20 protein-coding genes are annotated in these 18,308 nt (G+C 73.9%); 9 read left to right on the forward strand and 11 right to left on the reverse strand.

All coding sequences use genetic code 11. The features are described from left to right. Positions 1 to 231: 231 nt before the first annotated feature. Complete coding sequence (locus AVL62_RS01225) at positions 232 to 1,767, forward strand: DEAD/DEAH box helicase (RefSeq protein WP_058889862.1); 1,536 nt, start codon at positions 232 to 234, stop codon at positions 1,765 to 1,767. Here the strand turns inward: AVL62_RS01225 and AVL62_RS01230 are convergent. After that, positions 1,743 to 2,615 carry a PHP domain-containing protein gene (locus AVL62_RS01230; RefSeq protein WP_058889863.1) on the reverse strand — a complete coding sequence of 291 codons (873 nt, stop codon included), beginning with the start codon at positions 2,613 to 2,615 and terminating at the stop codon, positions 1,743 to 1,745. The genes AVL62_RS01225 and AVL62_RS01230 overlap by 25 nt on opposite strands. Before the next feature lie 101 nt (positions 2,616 to 2,716). Between AVL62_RS01230 and AVL62_RS01235 the strand changes: the two genes are divergently transcribed. After that, positions 2,717 to 3,406: a DcrB-related protein gene (locus tag AVL62_RS01235; protein ID WP_058889864.1), complete on the forward strand. Its 690-nt coding sequence runs from the start codon at positions 2,717 to 2,719 to the stop codon at positions 3,404 to 3,406. Positions 3,407 to 3,464: 58 nt separating this feature from the next. Here the strand turns inward: AVL62_RS01235 and AVL62_RS01240 are convergent, their stop codons facing one another. Then, positions 3,465 to 4,967, reverse strand: coding sequence for a threonine/serine ThrE exporter family protein (locus tag AVL62_RS01240; RefSeq protein WP_058889865.1), 1,503 nt, complete (start codon positions 4,965 to 4,967; stop codon positions 3,465 to 3,467). A gap of 71 nt (positions 4,968 to 5,038) precedes the next feature. Between AVL62_RS01240 and AVL62_RS01245 the strand changes: the two genes are divergently transcribed. Then, positions 5,039 to 6,544, forward strand: coding sequence for an aminopeptidase P family protein (locus AVL62_RS01245; RefSeq protein WP_058889866.1), 1,506 nt, complete (start codon positions 5,039 to 5,041; stop codon positions 6,542 to 6,544). A 19-nt stretch (positions 6,545 to 6,563) separates the two neighbouring features. On the opposite strand, the gene AVL62_RS01250 is transcribed toward AVL62_RS01245, so the two are convergent. Then, positions 6,564 to 7,058: a general stress protein gene (locus tag AVL62_RS01250; protein ID WP_058889867.1), complete on the reverse strand. Its 495-nt coding sequence runs from the start codon at positions 7,056 to 7,058 to the stop codon at positions 6,564 to 6,566. Between the two features lie 87 nt (positions 7,059 to 7,145). On the opposite strand from AVL62_RS01250, the gene AVL62_RS01255 reads away from it, so the two are divergent. The 3 genes from AVL62_RS01255 to AVL62_RS01265 are packed head-to-tail and all read left to right on the forward strand — an operon-like array spanning position 7,146 to position 10,240. Then, positions 7,146 to 8,429: a magnesium transporter MgtE N-terminal domain-containing protein gene (locus tag AVL62_RS01255; RefSeq protein WP_058889868.1), complete on the forward strand. Its 1,284-nt coding sequence runs from the start codon at positions 7,146 to 7,148 to the stop codon at positions 8,427 to 8,429. Then, positions 8,422 to 9,033: a DUF1003 domain-containing protein gene (locus tag AVL62_RS01260; RefSeq protein ID WP_058889869.1), complete on the forward strand. Its 612-nt coding sequence runs from the start codon at positions 8,422 to 8,424 to the stop codon at positions 9,031 to 9,033. Before AVL62_RS01255 ends, AVL62_RS01260 begins: the two co-directional genes overlap by 8 nt. Before the next feature lie 43 nt (positions 9,034 to 9,076). After that, positions 9,077 to 10,240: an Mrp/NBP35 family ATP-binding protein gene (locus AVL62_RS01265; protein WP_058889870.1), complete on the forward strand. Its 1,164-nt coding sequence runs from the start codon at positions 9,077 to 9,079 to the stop codon at positions 10,238 to 10,240. Positions 10,241 to 10,274: 34 nt separating this feature from the next. Here AVL62_RS01265 and AVL62_RS01270 read toward each other — a convergent pair whose 3' ends face one another. The 3 genes from AVL62_RS01270 to sigE form a co-directional block, all read right to left on the reverse strand. Further along, positions 10,275 to 10,673: a hypothetical protein gene (locus AVL62_RS01270; RefSeq protein ID WP_058889871.1), complete on the reverse strand. Its 399-nt coding sequence runs from the start codon at positions 10,671 to 10,673 to the stop codon at positions 10,275 to 10,277. A gap of 61 nt (positions 10,674 to 10,734) precedes the next feature. Next, on the reverse strand, positions 10,735 to 11,973 hold the full coding sequence (locus AVL62_RS01275; RefSeq protein ID WP_153011596.1) for a S1C family serine protease: 1,239 nt from the start codon (positions 11,971 to 11,973) through the stop codon (positions 10,735 to 10,737). Positions 11,974 to 11,999: 26 nt separating this feature from the next. After that, positions 12,000 to 12,590 (reverse strand): RNA polymerase sigma factor SigE, encoded by a 591-nt coding sequence (gene sigE / locus AVL62_RS01280; RefSeq protein WP_058889873.1) that lies wholly within the window; start codon positions 12,588 to 12,590, stop codon positions 12,000 to 12,002. Positions 12,591 to 12,655: 65 nt separating this feature from the next. Between sigE and AVL62_RS01285 the strand changes: the two genes are divergently transcribed. After that, on the forward strand, positions 12,656 to 13,288 hold the full coding sequence (locus tag AVL62_RS01285) for an O-methyltransferase (RefSeq protein WP_058889874.1): 633 nt from the start codon (positions 12,656 to 12,658) through the stop codon (positions 13,286 to 13,288). 63 nt (positions 13,289 to 13,351) lie between these two features. Here the strand turns inward: AVL62_RS01285 and AVL62_RS16355 are convergent, their stop codons facing one another. Beyond that, complete coding sequence (locus AVL62_RS16355) at positions 13,352 to 13,519, reverse strand: DUF3117 domain-containing protein (RefSeq protein ID WP_010147956.1); 168 nt, start codon at positions 13,517 to 13,519, stop codon at positions 13,352 to 13,354. 133 nt (positions 13,520 to 13,652) lie between these two features. Here AVL62_RS16355 and AVL62_RS01290 point away from each other — a divergent pair, with 133 nt between their 5' ends. Further along, positions 13,653 to 14,441 carry a PaaX family transcriptional regulator C-terminal domain-containing protein gene (locus AVL62_RS01290; protein ID WP_058889875.1) on the forward strand — a complete coding sequence of 263 codons (789 nt, stop codon included), beginning with the start codon at positions 13,653 to 13,655 and terminating at the stop codon, positions 14,439 to 14,441. Between the two features lie 9 nt (positions 14,442 to 14,450). Continuing rightward, positions 14,451 to 15,257 (forward strand): enoyl-CoA hydratase/isomerase family protein, encoded by an 807-nt coding sequence (locus tag AVL62_RS01295; protein WP_058889876.1) that lies wholly within the window; start codon positions 14,451 to 14,453, stop codon positions 15,255 to 15,257. A 9-nt stretch (positions 15,258 to 15,266) separates the two neighbouring features. Here the strand turns inward: AVL62_RS01295 and AVL62_RS01300 are convergent, their stop codons facing one another. From AVL62_RS01300 to AVL62_RS01315, 4 genes are read right to left on the reverse strand one after another with little or no spacing between them, the layout of a single operon-like run. Next, positions 15,267 to 16,505 (reverse strand): hypothetical protein, encoded by a 1,239-nt coding sequence (locus AVL62_RS01300; RefSeq protein WP_058889877.1) that lies wholly within the window; start codon positions 16,503 to 16,505, stop codon positions 15,267 to 15,269. Then, a complete protein-coding gene (locus AVL62_RS01305) occupies positions 16,502 to 17,137 on the reverse strand; it encodes a DNA-3-methyladenine glycosylase I (protein ID WP_058889878.1) in 636 nt (211 codons plus the stop codon). The genes AVL62_RS01300 and AVL62_RS01305 overlap by 4 nt, the downstream gene beginning before the upstream one ends. Continuing rightward, positions 17,134 to 17,475 (reverse strand): DivIVA domain-containing protein, encoded by a 342-nt coding sequence (locus AVL62_RS01310; RefSeq protein ID WP_058889879.1) that lies wholly within the window; start codon positions 17,473 to 17,475, stop codon positions 17,134 to 17,136. Before AVL62_RS01310 ends, AVL62_RS01305 begins: the two co-directional genes overlap by 4 nt. A gap of 41 nt (positions 17,476 to 17,516) precedes the next feature. After that, a complete protein-coding gene (locus AVL62_RS01315; protein ID WP_058889880.1) occupies positions 17,517 to 18,272 on the reverse strand; it encodes a TIGR00730 family Rossman fold protein in 756 nt (251 codons plus the stop codon). Positions 18,273 to 18,308 lie beyond the last annotated feature (36 nt).

Raw genomic sequence — 18,308 nt, forward strand, 5'->3', positions numbered from 1 at the left:
TCCCCACGTGGGGGGCGCGCCGTCCGCGCGTCCGGTCCCGGACGGTCTCTCGGGTAGCCTGGTGCATGTACACCGGTGCCCGGTCGGCCGTCATGCCACGATGGTCAGACGGTTGTTGGCGGGTCGGGCGAGCGGCCCGGCCCCTTTCATCGCCCAGTTCCCGATCGGCCCGGACCACCCCGACGTCACCTCGTCGGGAGCTGGCCGCACTCACCCGATCAGGGAGTACCCATGCAGGAGACCCGCACGTTCGCCGACTTCGGGCTGCACCCGGACATCGTCCGGGCGCTCGCCGACGGTGGCATCACCCACCCGTTCCCCATCCAGGCGATGACGCTGCCGGTGGCGCTGTCCCGGCACGACATCATCGGTCAGGCCAAGACCGGCACGGGCAAGACGCTCGGCTTCGGCCTCCCGCTGCTGCACAACGTGGTCGCTCCCCAGGACGCCGCGTTCGCCGACCTGGAAAGGCCGGGCGCCCCCCAGGCCCTCGTGGTCGCCCCCACCCGTGAGCTCGCCGTGCAGGTCGCCGGGGACCTGTCCAAGGCGGCAGCCCATCGCTCGACCCGCATCCTCACCGTCTACGGCGGCCGCGCCTACGAGCCGCAGATCGAGGCGCTCAACCGCGGCGTCGAGATCGTCGTCGGCACCCCGGGCCGCCTGCTGGACCTCGCCGCCAAGGGCCACCTCACCCTCGGGCACGCCCGCACCGTCGTCCTCGACGAGGCGGACGAGATGCTCGACCTCGGCTTCCTGCCCGACGTGGAGAAGCTGCTGGCCCTGACCCCCGCCGGTCGCCAGACCATGCTGTTCTCGGCCACGATGCCCGGCGCCGTGGTCTCCCTGGCGCGCAGCTACATGACCCAGCCCACGCACATCCGTGCGGTCAGCGACGACGACGACGGCAGGCAGACCGTCGCGGCGGTCGAGCAGTTCGCCTACCGCGCGCACGCCATGGACAAGGTCGAGATGCTGGCGCGCATGCTCCAGGCCGACGGACGAGGGCTCACCATCGTCTTCGCCCGGACGAAGCGAACGGCCGCCAAGGTCGCCGACGAGCTGGGCGACCGCGGTTTCGCCGCGGCCGCGATCCACGGCGACCTCGGTCAGGGAGCCAGGGAGCAGGCGCTGCGGGCCTTCCGCAGCGGGAAGGTCGACATCCTCGTGGCCACGGACGTCGCGGCCCGCGGGATCGACGTCGAGGCCGTGACCCACGTCATCAACTACCAGTGCCCCGAGGACGAGAAGACCTACCTGCACCGCATCGGCCGCACCGGCCGGGCGGGCGCGACCGGTGTCGCGGTGACCTTCGTGGACTGGGACGACATGCCGCGGTGGGGCCTCATCAACAAGGCGCTGGACCTGGGCTACCCCGAGCCGGAGGAGACCTACTCCTCCAGCCCGCACCTCTTCGAGCAGCTCGGCATCCCCGAGGGCACCCGTGGGACGCTCCCCAAGTCCGCCCGCACCCGGGCCGGGCTGGGTGCCGAGGCGGTCGAGGACATCGAGGGCACCTCCGGCCGGGAGCGGGGTGACCGGCGCGGACGCGGCCGAGGTGGCCGCTCCGGGCGCGGTGGTCAGCGCAGCGGGCAGGACGGCGGTCGGAGCAGCGCCCGTGAGGGCCACGGCCCGAGGGGCGGGTCAGCAGCAGAGGGCACCGGTGGATCGGCGCGCCGATCCAGCTCGACCGAGTCCGCGGGCTCCGGGGGTCGTCGCCGGCGTCGTCGTCGCACCAGCGCCGGTCACGGCGAGGCGCCCAGCAGCTGACCCCCGGTCCGCTCGAGCAGGGCGGAGAGGACCCTCGGCTGCGTGGTGTGCTCGCCGAGACGGTTGGGCTTGCCCGACCCGTGGTAGTCGCTGGACCCCGTCGGCAGCAGGCCGTGGCGGCTCGCGAGCCGACGGGCCAGTTCCCGCCCGGCCCCGTCGTGGTCACGGTGGTCCACCTCGATGCCCGCGAGACCGGCCTCGACGAGGTCGCCCAGGAGCTCGCGCGGCACGCCCCGGCCCCGGGCCGCGGCGAACGGGTGGGCCAGCACGGCGGCTCCCCCCGCCGACCGCACCAGCTCGACGGCCCGCCGCGGGTCCGGTGCGATGTGGGCGACGTGGAAGCGGCTGCTGGAGTGGAGCACGTCGGCGAAGGCCGCGTCGCGGTCCGGGTACCTCCCGCGCAGCACCAGGACGTCCGCGATGTGCGGGCGCCCCAACGACGCGCCGGCGGAGGCCTGGCCCAGCACCTCCTCCCAGGAGACGGGGAAGCCGGCCTCCGCCAACCGGTCGACCATCCTCCGCAGGCGGTCGTCCCGGCTGCCCCGGATGCGCCCCAGCTCCTCGAGCAGGGCCGGGTGGGTCGGGTCCACGAAGTAGCCGAGCAGGTGGACCGACGCTCCTGCCGCGCTGCAGGACAGCTCCAGCCCGGGCACCACCGCGACGCCCCGTTCCCGACCGGCCCGGTCAGCCTCCTCCCAGCCCGAGACGGCATCGTGGTCGGTCAGCGCCACCACGTCCAGGCCGGCCTCCCGGGCCCGGCCCACGACCTGCGCGGGTGACTCGGTGCCGTCGCTGTGCGTGGAGTGCACGTGCAGGTCGATCCGGGCGCTCGGCGCGAGACGGCTCATGAGCCCACCGTAGGCGGCGCCCAGGGACGGGCATACTGGAACCCCACTCCCCCATCCGCCCGCGCCACCGGCGCGACCGACACGAGACACCGAGGAGAAGCATGACCACGACCCGAGCCTCGCTCCGGACCGCCGGAGCCGCGACCGTGCTCGCCGTACTGGCCCTGGCCGGCTGCGCGGAGGAGGAGCCGGTCGCGGAGCCCACGGCGACCAGCACGGCGACCGACGACGCGGCGACCAGCAGCGCCCCGGAGGATGCGCAGGAGGAGACCGCCTCCGAGGACGCCGCGGCGGACACAGCCACGCAGACCGAGCAGGCGGAGGCGACCAGCGAGCCGGAGGAGCTCGAGCTCAGCGCGAGCGACGGGTCCTTCACGGTGACCGTCCCGGCCGGCTGGGAGGACGCGACCTCCACGGCGCAGGAGCAGACCGAGACGGCCGTGCTGGCGGCCCGGGACGGCGAGCGCGTCGACTCCTTCTACACCAACATCGTCATCACCCAGGAGGAGTACGTCGGCAACCTCACCTCCGCGGTGGAGAGCTCGGCCGAGCAGCTGGCCGGTGAGGACGGGGAGTACGAGCTGCTCGAGCCGGCGGAGGTGGACGGCAACCGGGCCCCCGGGTACACCCTGGTGCGCGAGGTCCAGGACGCGACCGTGCACCAGACGCAGCGCTGGGTGTCGCACGAGGGCACGCTCTACGTCGTGACCCTCTCCGCCGTGGAGAGCCAGGCCGAGGACGCCGAGCCGGTCCTCGAGGACCTGCTCGCCGGCTGGACCTGGAACGACTGACCCCGGCACCGACCGTGGACGGCCCGCCCCGGCCGGCCCGGCGCGGTCGGGCTGCCGGTCAGGCCTCGGCCACGTAGGTGCCCCGGGACCGGCGGCGGGCCCGGAGCGCGGCCCGGTCCAGGCCGAGCTTGCGTCGCGCGAGGTAGCCACCGATGGCCAGCCCGCCCGCCAGGCCCAGCCCGGTCGCCACGGCGTCGACGAAGTAGATCACCGCGTTCGCCACCGTGGACGCGTCGTTCTGCATGATGACGTAGAGCGCGCGGTAGACCGCCAGCCCGGGCAGGAGCGAGACGATCCCCGCGGTGGCGACCGCGGCCTCCGGCACCCGCAGCACGCGGTACGTGACGTAGGCGAACGCGCCCACCAGGGAGGCGGCGACCGCGACGCCGGCCGGGGCGGCGAACCCCACGAAGATGGCGGCCTCGAGCACCAGCCACGCCGGGGCGGCGATCCCGATGCTCACCAGGATGGTGCGGGTGCCGGAGTAGGTGCTCAGGCAGAAGCCCAGCGCGATGAGCATGGCGCCGATGGTCGAGATGAAGGGGGTGCCACCCAGGGCGATGATCGGCGACACCTGCATGTCCACCCCGAACCACCGGGAGACCCCGAGCACCGACGCCACCCCGACCGCGATGCCCAGGGTCATCATGAGGACCTCCAGGCCCCGCGCCCCGGCCGTCACGTAGTAGCCGTCGATGGCGTCCTGCGCGGCGCCCAGGACGCCCAGCCCGGCGAGGAGGACGACGATGCCGGAGACGACGACCACCGAGGGTGTCTCCCGACCGACGGCATACATGACCAGCGCGATGCCCGTGGGGATCGCGGCGCTGAGCACCTGGGTGAAGAAGGCGGCGACGCCCCAGATGTAGAGCTGGCGCTGGACCCGGTCGACGGTGGCCGCGGAGATCGCGGCCACCAGCCACATCAGGGGGCCCGCCCCGAAGAGCATGACGACGCCGACCGACATGATCGCGGCCCCCACGGTGACGACCCAGCGACGGTAGGGGTGGGGCGAGGCGAGCAGGGTCGACAGGTGGGCCCGGGCCGCGTCGACGTCCAGCGACGGTCCCTCGCTGCTGCCCTCGGCAGAGCGGACGATCTCCTCGATGTGCCGCTGCACGGCCTCCAGGCGGGTGTAGTCCGGTGCCCGGTCGTTGATGACGCGCATCACGGTCAGGGAGTCCTCGTCCAGCCCCCGGTGCACCGACACCGAGATCGAGGTGTAGGTGATGTCGACGTGCATCGAGCGGATGCCGTAGGCGTGCCCGAGGCGCAGCACGATGGCCACCGTGTCGGCCGCCGAGGCCCCCGTCGACAGCAACGCCTCGCCGACCCGTAATGCGAGGTCGCAGACCGCCCGGGCGTGCCGCTGGGTCGCCTCGTCGCCGTCGGTGCGCACCCCCAACGCCGTGGTCGGGGGCGAGCTGGAGCGGACGACGTGGACGGCGGCGTGCTTGAGATGGCGGCCGAGCCGGGCCGCAGGGATCAGCTGCGGGCGGGCGATCCGCTGCGGTCCGGTCACCTCGCCGGGCATGGTCGTGAAGGGGGTCTGATCGCTCATCAGGATCCAGCGTAGGGCCCGCCGCTGACCGTCCGCTCGGTGCTCCCTGGGCACCGCCTACCATGAGCCGGGTGAGTGAGAAGCAGCACCAGCCAGAGCACCGGAACCGGCCGACCGGAGAGGCCTTCATGGCCTTCATGCGGGCGGGCTGGGCACCCCGGTCCGGCGAGCTCCCCGAGCTCACCGAGGCCGCCCGGTATGCCGCCGCGCGCCGGGAGGAGCTGTCCGCCACCTACCCGGGCGAGCGCCTGGTCGTCCCCGCCGGTGGGCTCAAGATCCGGAGCAACGACACCGACTACGTCTTCCGCCCGCACAGCGCCTTCGCCCACCTCACCGGCCTGGGGGCCGACCGGGAGCCGGACGCCGTGCTCGTCCTGGACCCGCTGCCCTCCGGCGAGGGCCACGAGGCGACCCTCTACTTCCTGCCGCTGGCGGACCGCGACAGCGAGGAGTTCTTCGCCGACTCCCGATCCGGGGAGTTCTGGGTCGGGTCCCGGCCGACCCTGGCGAGCGCCTCCGCCGAGCTGGGCCTGTCGACGCGCCACCTGTCCGAGCTCCCGGACGCCGTGGCCAAGGACGTCGGCCCCTCCGGGCTGGCGGTGCGGGTCGTGCGCGACGCCGACCGCGAGGTCGCGGCCACCGTCGACAGGGTTCGCGAGCAGTCCGGCCTGTCCTCCGCCGAGCAGGCGCAGGAGGCCGACCTGGCGCTGGCGCGCACGCTCTCGACGATGCGCCTGGTCAAGGACGACTGGGAGGTGGAGCAGATGCAGGAGGCGGTCGACGCCACCGCGACCGCCTTCGACGCCGTGGTGGAGCAGCTCCCGGAGGCGGTCCGGCGCGGGCGCGGGGAACGCTGGGTCGAGGGCGTCTTCGGGCTGCACGCCCGTCACGCCGGCAACGGCGTCGGCTACGACTCCATCTGCGCCGCCGGCGACCACGCGACGACCCTGCACTGGATCCGCAACACCGGCGAGGTGAAGGACGGCGACCTCCTGCTCCTCGACGCCGGTGTCGAGACCGACGCGCTCTACACCGCCGACGTCACCCGCACCGTGCCGGTGTCCGGTCGTTTCACCGATCCGCAGCGACGGGTCTACGAGGCCGTCCTCGAGGCCCAGGAGGCCGGGCTGGCCGCGGTACGGCCCGGGAACCGGTTCAAGGACGTGCACGCGGCCGCCATCGAGGTCATCGCCCGGCACCTGCTGGAGTGGGGGCTGCTGCCCGAGGACGTCACCCTGGAGCAGACCCTGGACGCCGAGGAGGGGCAGTTCCACCGCCGTTGGATGGTGCACGGCACCAGCCACCACCTCGGGCTCGACGTGCACGACTGCGCCCAGGCCCTGCGCGAGGACTACGTCGAGGGTGAGCTGCGCGAGGGCATGGTCCTCACCGTGGAGCCCGGGCTGTACTTCAAGTCCGACGACCTGCTGGTCCCGGAGGAGCTGCGCGGGATCGGGGTGCGCATCGAGGACGACGTCGTGGTGACCGCGGACGGGGCACGCAACCTGTCCGCCATGCTGCCGCGGACGGTGCCCGAGGTGGAGGCCTGGGTGCGCGGGGGCGGGCGACGGGGCTGACCCGGCGCCACGTCGGCGGTCAGGACAGCCGACCGTCCAGCAGGTCGCGGGCGCGCTCGACCAGCTTGTGCTCGGTGAGCACCTCGTAGCGGGTGGCCACCACCTGGGTCACCGAGGTGAAGTCGCGACGCCCGCGGGTGAAGGCGTAGCCGATGAGGCCCCAGACCAGCCCGAACACGGCGCCGAAGCAGGCCGTCCAGATCACCGTCATCAAAGCGTCGCGCGGCCCGGCGAACAGCGCGAAGATGAGACCGACGAAGAGTCCCAGCCACACGCCGGACAGCGCCCCGCCCAGCGCCACACGCCCCGTCGTGAGCCGGCCGGTGACCCGCTCCACCTGCTTGAGGTCGGTGCCGACGATGAGGACCTGGTCCACCGGGAACTCGTGGTCGGAGAGGTAGTCGACGGCCTCCTGGGCCTGGTCGTAGCGCTCGAAGACCCCGAGGCTCTTGGGGTAGTCGAGGTCCAGGGTCGGCCGGGGCAGGGCAGCACGGGGACCGGTCGGGGTAGTCACCCCCTCATTGTGCCCACCACCCCCCCGGCCGCGCCATTCCGGTGCACCGCGCTCCCCGGGGGTCGCCGACCTCGTATTGTCCTGGGGGTGAGCACCCACCGTGTCTTCGTCGCCCGCCTCAACGGCCTGAGCGTCTTCGACCCGCTGGGTGACGAGGTGGGCCGGGTCCGCGACGTCGTCGTCACCCTGACGGCCCGCTCGGCCGCGCACGGGCCGCGGGTCATCGGTCTGGTGGTCGAGGTCCCCGGCCGTCGGCGCGTCTTCGTGCCGATCACCAGGGTCACGTCGGTGGACGCCGGACAGGTCATCACCACGGGGCTGCTCAACATGCGGCGCTTCGAGCAGCGGGCGGGAGAGACCCTCGTCGTGGGTGAGCTCTTCGACCGGCAGGTCACCGTGACCGAGGGGTCCGAGCGCCGTCCTGCCGTCGTGGAGGACATGGCGATGGACCAGCAGCGCAGCGGGGACTGGCGCATCACCAAGGTCTTCGTCCGCAAGGGGCGGGACGAGGCGCCCCGACGGGGGCTGCTCCGGCGGCGCCGCGGCGAGACGCTGCTCGTCGACATCGAGGCCGTCGAGGGCCTGCAGGAGCAGGGCCCCCCGCAGGCGGCCACCGCCCTCCTGGAGGCCTACGAGGACCTCAAGCCGCAGGACCTCGCCGAGGCCATCCACGACCTGTCGACCAAGCGACGCGCCGAGGTGGCGGACGCCCTGGACGACGAGACCCTGGCCGACGTCCTGGAGGAGCTGCCCGACGACGACCGCCTCGAGATCCTCACCCACCTGCCGACCGACCGGGCGGCCGACATCCTGGAGGTCATGCAGCCGGACGACGCCACGGACCTGCTGTCCGACCTCCCGGAGGCCGTCCAGGAGGAGCTGCTGGCTCTCATGCAGCCGGACGAGGCCGCCGACCTGCGGCGACTGCTGACCTACGACGAGAACACCGCCGGTGGCCTCATGACGACCGACCCGGTGATCCTCGGGCCGGAGGCCAGCATCGCCGAGGCCCTGGCGCTGGTCCGGCGGGAGGAGATGCACCCCGCGACCGCGTCGCTGGTCTACGTCACGCGCCCTCCGCACGAGACCCCCACCGGCCGCCTGCTCGGCAGCATCCACATCCAGCGGCTGCTGCGCGAGGCCCCGCACCAGCCCGTGGGCTCGATCCTCGACACCGACATCGACCCCGTCTCCCCCGGCGCCAGCCTCGGCGTCGTGACGCGGGCGCTGGCGACGTACAACCTCGTGGCCCTCCCCGTGGCCGACCCGGAGGGCCGGCTGCTCGGAGCGGTGACCGTCGACGACGTCCTCGACCACATCCTCCCCGACGACTGGCGCGAGACCGACCTGACGGAGGCGGACGATGTCTGAGCCGACGCGCCACACCGCACGGGGCCGCGGGGGCAACCGCCGGGCGGACCCCACCTCGGGCGGGCCGCGCCTCGACCAGCCGCTGGCCAAGCAGTCGCGCTGGATGCCGCAGGCCCGCATGGACCCCGAGAGCTTCGGGGCCTTCGCGGAGCGCTTCGCGCGCTTCATGGGTACCGCGCGCTTCCTCGTGTGGATGACGCTCTTCGTCCTCGTCTGGATCGCCTGGAACACCGTGCTCCCCGCGGAGGCGCGCTTCGACCCGTACGCCTTCATCTTCCTCACCCTCATGCTCAGCCTCCAGGCGTCCTACGCGGCACCGCTCATCCTGCTCGCGCAGAACCGGCAGGACGACCGCGACAAGGTGCAGATGGAGCAGGACCGCACCCGGGACGAGCGCACGCAGGCCGACACCGAGTTCCTCACCCGTGAGGTGGCGGCCCTGCGCCTGGCCATGCGCGACGTCGCGACCCGGGACTTCGTGCGCTCCGAGCTCCGGGACCTGCTCGAGGAGCTGCGCGCCCAGGACGCGGAGGACGCCGAGGACGCTGCCCCGGAGCGGCAGCAGCACGGCGAGGGGGGCGCGGGACGCCGCCACGACCGCTGAGGGCGCCGTCGCCGGTGGGGCGGCCGGCGCCTACCATGGAGGTATGCCCATCCCCAGCGACGACGCCCTGCACGCTGCCCTGGCCCGCGTCAACGACCCGGAGATCAAGAAGCCGATCACCGAGCTCGGGATGCTCGAGGCGGTCGACGTCACCGACGACGGCCAGGTCCAGGTCACGGTGCTGCTGACCGTCCCCGGCTGCCCGCTCAAGGACACCATCACCCGTGACGTCACGGCTGCGGTGAGCGAGGTGGAGCACGTCACCGGCGTGGACGTCCGGCTGGGCGTCATGACCGAGGAGCAGCGCGGTGCGCTGCGCGACCAGCTGCGCGGCGGGCAGGCCGAGCGCGAGATCCCCTTCGCCCGGCCCGACTCCCTCACGACGGTGTATGCCGTCGCCTCCGGCAAGGGCGGCGTGGGCAAGTCCTCGGTCACCGTCAACCTGGCCGTCGCCCTGGCCGAGGAGGGACTGCGGGTGGGGGTGGTCGACGCCGACATCTACGGCTTCTCGGTGCCCCGCATGATGGGCATCACCCAGGCCCCCACGCAGGTGGACGACATGATCCTGCCGCCGGTCGCCGAGCCGAGCGGGGTCAAGGTCATCTCCATCGGCATGTTCGTCCCCGGCAACCAGCCCGTGGTGTGGCGCGGGCCCATGCTCCACCGGGCCATGCAGCAGTTCCTGGCCGACGTCTACTGGGGCGACCTGGACGTCCTGCTGCTCGACCTGCCCCCCGGCACCGGTGACATCGCCATCACCGTGGCCCAGCTGCTGCCGAGCAGCGAGCTGCTGGTGGTCACCACGCCGCAGCAGGCTGCCGCCGAGGTGGCCGAGCGGGCCGGCGCCATCGCGCTGCAGACCCACCAGCGGCTCGCCGGGGTCATCGAGAACATGTCCTGGCTGGAGCTGCCGGACGGTTCCCGCTCCGAGCTCTTCGGCAGCGGTGGCGGCCAGGCGGTCGCCGACTCGCTCTCCCGGTCCATCGGCGCGCAGGTGCCGCTGCTGGGCCAGGTGCCCATCGACGTGGCCCTGCGCGAGGGCGGCGACCACGGCACCCCTGTCGTGGCGGCGGGGAACGTCGACGGCGCCGACGACACCCCGGCGGCGACCGCGCTGCGTGGCGTCGCCCGGCAGCTGGCCCGGCGAGGCCGTGGTCTGGCGGGGCGGAAGCTCGGCATCACCCCCACCGCTCGCGCCTCGTCGTAGGGACGAGGTCGCGTCCCGGCCAGGTCCGCAGGGGCTAGGTCGCGTCGGTGTCGAACGGGGTGGGCCGCGAGGGGTCGTGCCCCGCACCCAGCGCCGGGCGCATCCGCGCGGACACCGGCTTCTCCGCCCTCTCCCCCGCGTCGGAACCCGCGCGGGCCGAGGACGACGTGGCGCCCCGGGGCTCGGTGAGGGCCTCGCGCACGATGCGTCGGGGGTCGTACTGCCGCGGGTCCAGCTGCTGCCAGTCGATGTCGTCGAAGCCCGGGCCCAGCTCGTCGCGCAGCTGCCCCTTGGCCCCCTCGGCGAGGTCGCGCAGGTAACGGACCCCCTGGCCGAGCTTGGCGGCGTACCCCGGCAGCCGGGTCGGGCCGAGGATGATGAGCGCGGCCAGCACGAGCAGGAGGATCTCGCCGCCCGCGAGGTTGCCGATCACGCTGCTCCTCCGCTCCAGGGGCCACCTCGTGCGGGTGGACGGGACACCGGGGTCACCCTACCTAGTCCCCCGAGCCGACCAGGGTGACGCTCACCGTGCGGTCCTCGCCGGAGGCCGTCCGCAGCTCCAGCTCGACGGTGTCGCCCACGGCGTAGGAGCGCAGGACCACGATGAGGTGCTGGGAGTCCCGGATCGTCGTCCCGTCGACGGAGAGGATGACGTCGCCCGGTCGCACCCCGGCACGGTCCGCCGGACCGCCGGCGACCACCGGGGCGTCCTCGCCGGCCACCTGCCGCCGGACCCGGGCGCCGTCCCCCGTGTAGGTGAGGTCGACGAGGACGCCCATGACCGGGTACTCGCTGGTCCCGGTCTCGATGAGCTGGGTCGCCGTGCGGTCGGCCTGCTCGGCGGGCACGGCGAAGCCCAGACCGATGCTGCCGGACCTGCCGCCGAACCCGGCGGCCTGGGGCACCTGGGCGATGGCCGAGTTCACCCCGACGACGCGTCCGGACAGGTCGAGGAGCGGCCCGCCCGAGTTGCCGGGGTTGATGGCGGCGTCGGTCTGGATCGCGCTGATGTAGCTCGTGCTCTCCTGGGTCTCCCCCGCGACGACCGGGCGGTCCTTCGCCGACACGATGCCGCTGGTCACCGTGCTGTCCAGCCCCAGCGGCGCGCCCACCGCGACGACCGTCTGGCCCACCAGCACGTCGTCGGAGTCGGCGAACGCCAGCGGGGTGAGGTCCTCGCGCTCCACCTGCAGCACGGCGATGTCGTAGGCGGGGTCCGACCCGACCACCTCGGCCTCGAGCGGGTCCTCACCGGGCAGCTCGACGAGGATCGGGTCACCCTCCCCGGCCCCCTCGATGACGTGGTGGTTGGTGACGAGGTAGCCGTCACGGCGCACGACGAAGCCGGACCCCAGGCCCAGCGACCCGTCCTCGCCGATCGAGATGAGGGCCACGCTGGGCAGCACCGCGCGGGAGAGCCCGCTGATGGTGCCGTCGGCCTGCGCCGGCGGGGCGGCGGGGGCGACGCTCGGCGCGGCGTCGTCACGGACGGGTCCGTCGGCCCGGCCCGGCGACTGGTCCTGAGCGGACGTCGAGGACGCGGCCCCCGGCTCCATCCGGTCCGCGAGCACCGCGCCCCCCAGGCCGCCCAGCGCGCCGCTGACCAGGGCCACGAGCACCACCGGCACGAGGGATCGTCGTGCCGGGCGACGCGCGGCGGCGCGACGGGGCGCCGGGCCAGCGGGTGGCGGGGCGGGGCCGTCGGTGGGCCGCTCGGTCGTGGGGCCGGTCATACCCACGGATTCTGCCAGCGCCGACGTCAGCCGAGCGCGGCGGCCGGTCGACCCAGCCGAGCACCCGTCCCCGCGGGACGCAGCCCGCGGCTGGGACGGCGGTGGGCGAGGGACTGCCGCAGCAGCGCCCGTCCCCGGTGGATGCGAGAGCGCACCGTCCCCATCTTGATGCCCAGCGTCTGGGAGACCTCCTCGTAGGAGAGGCCTTCGATGTCGGACAGGACCACGGCCGCACGGAACTGCGGCGGCAGGGCGTTGAGCGCCTGCTGGATGTCCCCGTCGAGGTGGGTCATGGCGTAGACCTGCTCCGGGTCGGTGCCCGAGGCGCGCAGCGGCAGCCGGGCGGAGAGCTCCTCGGTCAGGGCGTCGAAGCGGATCCGTTGCCGACGGCGCATCTTGTCCAGGAACAGGTTGGTCGTGATGCGGTGCAGCCAGCCCTCGAAGGTGCCGGGACGGTAGGAGTCGAGGGAGCGGAAGACCCGGACGAAGACGTCCTGGGTGAGGTCCTCGGCCTCGTGCGGGTCACCGGTCAGCCGGTAGGACAGGCGGTAGACGCGGGGAGAGTGCTCGCGCACGATCTCCTCCCAGCTCGGGGGCACCCAGTCCGGCGTCGACATGAATCAACGGTGTCAGGTCCGGCTGGGAGGAGGCTGGACGGTCCGGGCCGGGATAGGCTACGCCCATGGCAGCACCCAAGGCATCCTCGGTCGCCTACGCCGAGGACTTCATCGCGCCCCACCCCGTCATCGAGTCGGCCCAGCGGCGCGGCGAGGAGCTCGGGGCGACGCCCCTCGGCAACGGTGCGGGCGCGACGCTGCGGCTCCTGGCCGCGGCGGTCCGGGCCGCCCACGTGGTCGAGGTGGGCACCGGCGCCGGGAGCTCGGGGCTGTGGCTCCTGCAGGGGATGCCGCGCGACGGCATCCTCACGACGATCGACAGCGACCCGGAGCACCAGCGGGCCGCCCGGGAGGCCTACGCCGCGGCGGGCATCCCGCCGCAGCGCACCCGGGTCATCAGCGGGGACGCCGCAGCCGTGCTCGGCCGGTTGACCGACGGTGCCTACGACCTGGTCCTGGTGGACGCGGACAAGGACGGCTACCCGGTCTACGCCGAGGCCGCGCTGCGGCTGCTCCGTCCGGGTGGGCTGCTCGTCCTCGACAACATGCTCTGGCACGACAAGGTCGCCGACCCGGCCGCGCGTGACGAGACCACCAGCATCCTGCGCGACCTCGGCAAGACCTTGCGCGAGGAGGACGGACTGGTCCCCGCCCTGCTGCCGGTGGGCGACGGGCTGCTCGTCGCGGTCAAGCGCTGAGCACGGACCGAGCCCCCGGACGATCACGGCGTCCGGGGGCTCGGTGTCGGCGCGAGGGGCGCGTCAGCCCACGCAGTCCTTGATGGCGTCGCCGAGGGCGCTCGCCTCCTCGGCGTTCATCTCGACGACGAGCCGGCCACCACCCTCCAGAGGCATGCGCAGGACGATGCCGCGGCCCTCCTTGGTCACTTCCAGAGGACCATCCCCGGTGCGAGGCTTCATTGCTGCCATGGTTGCCCTTCCTCGTGGCGCGGCCTGCCGCCGCTCCTCCGCCGCGGTGTCGACGGAGACATACCACCGAATTATCCCCCCTGGCTGACGCCGTGCCTAATCGGGGTGACCCGACGTGCGGCACACTGTCCCCGTGCACGCCCGCTCCGCCGTCGTCGACCTCTTCGGCGACCACCTGCGACGACGTGGCTGGTGGGCCCCGGTCTCCGCGGTGCTGGCGCTCACCTCCGCGGTCGAGGTGGCCGGCCCGGCGACCCGGACGGCGATCTCCCGGCTGGTGGCCCAGGGGTGGCTCGAGGCCCGGGCCGAGGAGGGGGTCCGGGGGTATGCGGCGACCCCCCGGGCGCGGGTCCGCTGGGAGCGGGCGCACGACCGGGTCTACGCCCCCGGCCCCCCCGCCTGGGACGGGTGCTGGCACCTCGTCCACGTCGACTCCGGCGGCGACCGCCGGCGTCGTGAGCAGGTGACCCGCACCATGACCTACCTCGGCTACGGGCGGCTGGGCTCCGGCGGCTGGGTCAGCCCCCGGCCGAGCCCCGAGCTCGAGCCCTCGCTGGAGCCCCTCGAGGTCGGCTGGGTGGCGGTGCACGGCCGGCTGGAACCGGCCCAGGACCCGGCCCGGCTGGCCGGCCGCGTCTGGGACCTGGACGGTCTGGCCGACGAGCACCACCGGTTCGCGCGGACGCTCGCCGCCGCGCCGGCGGTGGCCGGGCTGCGTCCCGAGCTCGCCTACCGCGAGCGCACCGCCCTGGTCCACGCCTGGCGGCGCTTCCTCTTCCGGGACCCTGACCTCCCACCGGAGGTGCTGCCCGTCGGCTGGCCGGGGCACCGCTCGCGGGAGCTCTTCCTCGACCGGGCGGCCGCGCTGGCGCCGGCCGCCGACGACTACGTGGATGGCGTCCTCGCCTCGGCCATTCGGTAGGTTGGGACGATGAGCAGCGACGCCTCCTCCCCCGTCCAGGTGGACCACGACGCCGGCAGCGGCGTCGCCGTCCTGCGGTTCCACCGGCCCGAGGCCATGAACTCCCTCGACGTCGCGACCAAGGACGCCCTGCTCGAGGCGCTGCGGACCGTCGCCGGCGATCCCGAGGTCCGGTGCGTCGTGCTCACCGGGACCGGTCGGGCGTTCTGCGTCGGCCAGGACCTCAAGGAGCACGTGCAGCTGCTCGGGGAGGACGCCGAGGCGTTGTGGCGGACCGTCGCCGAGCACTACAACCCGGTGGTCGAGCTGCTCGCCACCATGGACAAGCCGGTCGTCGCCGCGGTGAACGGCGTGGCGGCCGGGGCCGGGGCCGCCTTCGCCTTCGCCTGCGACCTGCGCTACGTCGCGGCCTCCGCCGGCTTCAACCTGGCCTTCACCGGCATCGCGCTGTCCTGCGACTCGGGGACCTCCTGGTCCCTCCCCCGCCTGGTCGGCACGGCCCGGGCCAAGGAGCTCCTGCTCTTCCCTCGGACCGTCCCGGCGGAGGAGGCGCTGAGCCTCGGGCTGGCCACCGAGGTCGTCCCGGACGAGGAGCTGCTCCCCCGCGCCCTCGACGTGGCGCGGCAGCTGGCGGCCGGACCGACGCTGGCCTACGGCGCGGTGCGGCGGGCCGTGGCGTTCTCCGCCGGCCACGGTCTGGCCGACTCGCTGGAGGTCGAGGAGACGCTCATGACCCGCACCGGCACCAGCACCGACCACCGCGCGGCCGTGGACGCCTTCCTCGCCAAGGAGAAGCCGGTCTTCACCGGCCGCTGAGGCCCCGAGTCACGGCGGGTAGTCGCTGGGCGGCTCGAACCGGAAGAGGTACCAGCCCCACCACACCTGCCACGCGACCATGAGGGCCGCGAGGACGCCCGTCCGGACCACCAGCAGCCACCGCGGCTGCTCGTGCTCCCGGCTGCCCGGCGCCCACCCGGCGCCGGCCAGCACGACGAAGAGCGGGAAGAGCAGCATGAGGTAGCGGTAGAGGCTGGTCCACGGGTCCAGCGCCGCGAACAGGTACAGCGCGTACCCGAGGCACCAGGTGCGCAGGGCCAGGCCCAGCCCCGCCGCCCACGGCCCGAGCACGGCCAGGACGAGCACCCCGATGCCGGCCGCCAGGACGAGCAGCCCGACGAGGTCCCCCCACAGCCACTGCGCCCGCTCGATGCTGGGCAGGAACGGCAGCACCTGCTCGCCACCGCGCCAGGCGGACATCGTCGAGGTGTAGGCGTCCGCCCGGCCGGTCCGCACCCACGCGACGGCCGGCCACACCAGACCGGCGAGGCCGCACCCCACGAGGGCGGCCGCCATCGCGACGTACTCCCGGGGCCGCAGCGGCCGCTCCCGCCTGCGGCGCCACCGCGCGACCACGACCACCAGCGCGACCAGCCCCAGCGGCAGCGCCACCGGACGGGCCAGGCCGGTGAGCAGGGCGACGGCTCCCGCAGCCCACCACCGCTCCCGCACGAGCAGCCACAGCGCCGTCGCCAGCACGAGCAGGGCGATCGACTCGGTGTAGGCGACCTGGAAGGTGGGTGAGCTCGGGTACGCCCCGAGGAGGGCCACCCCGGCCAGCGCACCGGCCGGGCCGACGCGATCGCGCAGCAGGCCTGCCACCACGACCGCTGCGGCATACCCCAGGACCGTGGCCACGACGACGCCGGCGACCGCGAACGGCCACCCGGTGAGCGCCATGACGCCACGCGCCAGCAGCGGGAAGGCGGGGTAGAAGGCCCAGGGGTTCTGCTGGACCACGCCGTCGGTCCCGACGGGCACCTCGTCGGGGTAGCCCTCGGTCGCGATGCGCTCGTACCACTGGCCGTCCCACAGCGTCGCGAACTGGAAGTACAGGCCGACGCCGGGGTCGTCGTAGACGGAGGGGTCCTGGTGGTCGTGGGCCAGCCGCAGGAGGATCACCCCGCTGACCGCGCGCAACAGGGTCCAGAGGAGCAGCACCGCCCCCACGAAGCGCAGGTCGAGCAGGCGGGCCGGCACCGGGGCCCGGGTCGCCGCACGGGTCATGAGGTGGCGCGCATCTCCGTCGGACGGAGCCCGGAGCGCGCCGAGCCGGCGCGGAAGCACCCGACGAGGTGGTCGTCGACCAACCCGCAGGCCTGCATGGCGGCATACAGGGTGGTCGGCCCGACCTGCTCGAAACCGGCCTTGCGCAGCCGCTTCGCGAGCAGCTCGGACTCGGCCGTCTGCGTGGGGACGTCGGCGAAGCGACGCGGCCTCGGCGTCGGCTCGGGCGCGTGCGTCCACAGCAGCTCCTCGAGCCCCCCGTGCTCGCGCAGCCCGAGGGTGGCCCGGGCGTTGGCGATGGTGGCCTCGATCTTGCGCCGGTTGCGGACGATCGACTCGTCCGCGAGCAGGCGCCGCACGTCGGTCTCGGTGAAGTCGGCGACCACCTCCGCGTCGAAGCCGGCGAAGGCGCGCCGGAAGGCAGGCCGTTTGCGCAGGATGACCAGCCACGACAGCCCGCTCTGGAAGCCCTCCAGGCACAGGCGCTCCAGCAGCGCCGACTCCCCGTGGACCGGCTTGCCCCACTCCCGGTCGTGGTAGTCGCGGTAGTCCGCGTGCTGCAGCCCGGGCCACCCGCACCGGGCGACCCCGTCGGGACCCACCGTCAGGTCCTGTGCTCGCGCGTCGCTCACCTCTGCCCCTCCGACGTCCGGTCCCGCCGTTCCCCCGCCGCCGGGGCCGGCTCCTCGCGCAGCCGGGCGATCTCGGCGTCCCGCTCCCTCAGCTCGCCGGCGAGCCGGTCCATGACCCGGTCGACCTGCTCCATGCGGTACCCCCGCAGCGCCTGGTCAAAGCGGACCGCCCCGACGCCCTCCGGCGGCACCGGCCCGTCCGGCAGGCCGCGGGAGGACTGGGTGTCGACCGCCGGGCCCACCCCGGGCACCTCACGGCGGGTGACCGCCCAAGCCAGCACGGCTCCGAGGGCGACCACCAGACAGACGACCCCGAGGATGATCACGGCACCGATCATGGCACGCCAGGACCCCGGTGACCGACACCGCCCCGACCGGCTCAGACGTCGCGGTGCTCCGGCGGCACCCGCTGCTCCCGGTGCTCGCGGACCCACCGGACCGCCTCGTCCACGTCGTCGGTGACCCGCAGCAGGTCGAGGTCGCCCGGCGAGATCATGCCCTCGGCGAGCAGGGTCGAGGTCAACCACCCCAGCAGGGGGGACCAGTAGTCCTCCCCGAGGAGCACGATCGGGAAGTTGGTGACCTTGCCGGTCTGGATGAGGGTGACCGCCTCGAAGAGCTCGTCCAGCGTGCCGACCCCACCGGGCAGCACGACGAAGCCCTCGGAGTACTTCACGAACATCGTCTTGCGGACGAAGAAGTAGCGGAAGTTGACCCCCAGGTCGACGTGGTCGTTGAGGCCGGTCTCGAAGGGCAGCTCGATGCCCAGCCCGACCGAGGTGCCCCCGGCCTGCGCGGCCCCCTTGTTGGCCGCCTCCATGACCCCGGGCCCACCACCGGTGATGACCGCGTAGCCGGCCTGGACGAGGGCACGACCGACGCGCTCGCCCCAGGCGTAGTAGGGGTGGTCCGCCGCCGTCCGGGCCGAGCCGAACACGGCCACCGCCGGACCGATCTCGGCCAGCGCGCCGAACCCCTCGACGAACTCGGCCTGGATGCGCATGACCCGCCACGGGTCGGAGTGCACCCAGTCCGCGGGCCCGGCGTCGTCGAGGAGCCGCTGGTCGGTGGTCGTCCGCGGGACCTGGGTGCCCCGGAGGGTCACCGGCCCCTTGTGGTAGTAGCGACGGGTCACGCGCACGACCCTACGCGAGGGTCCGCCGGGGCACCG

The organism is Serinicoccus chungangensis (assembly GCF_001483745.1).
In the GTDB taxonomy this organism is placed as follows: Bacteria; Actinomycetota; Actinomycetes; order Actinomycetales; family Dermatophilaceae; genus Ornithinicoccus; species Ornithinicoccus chungangensis_A.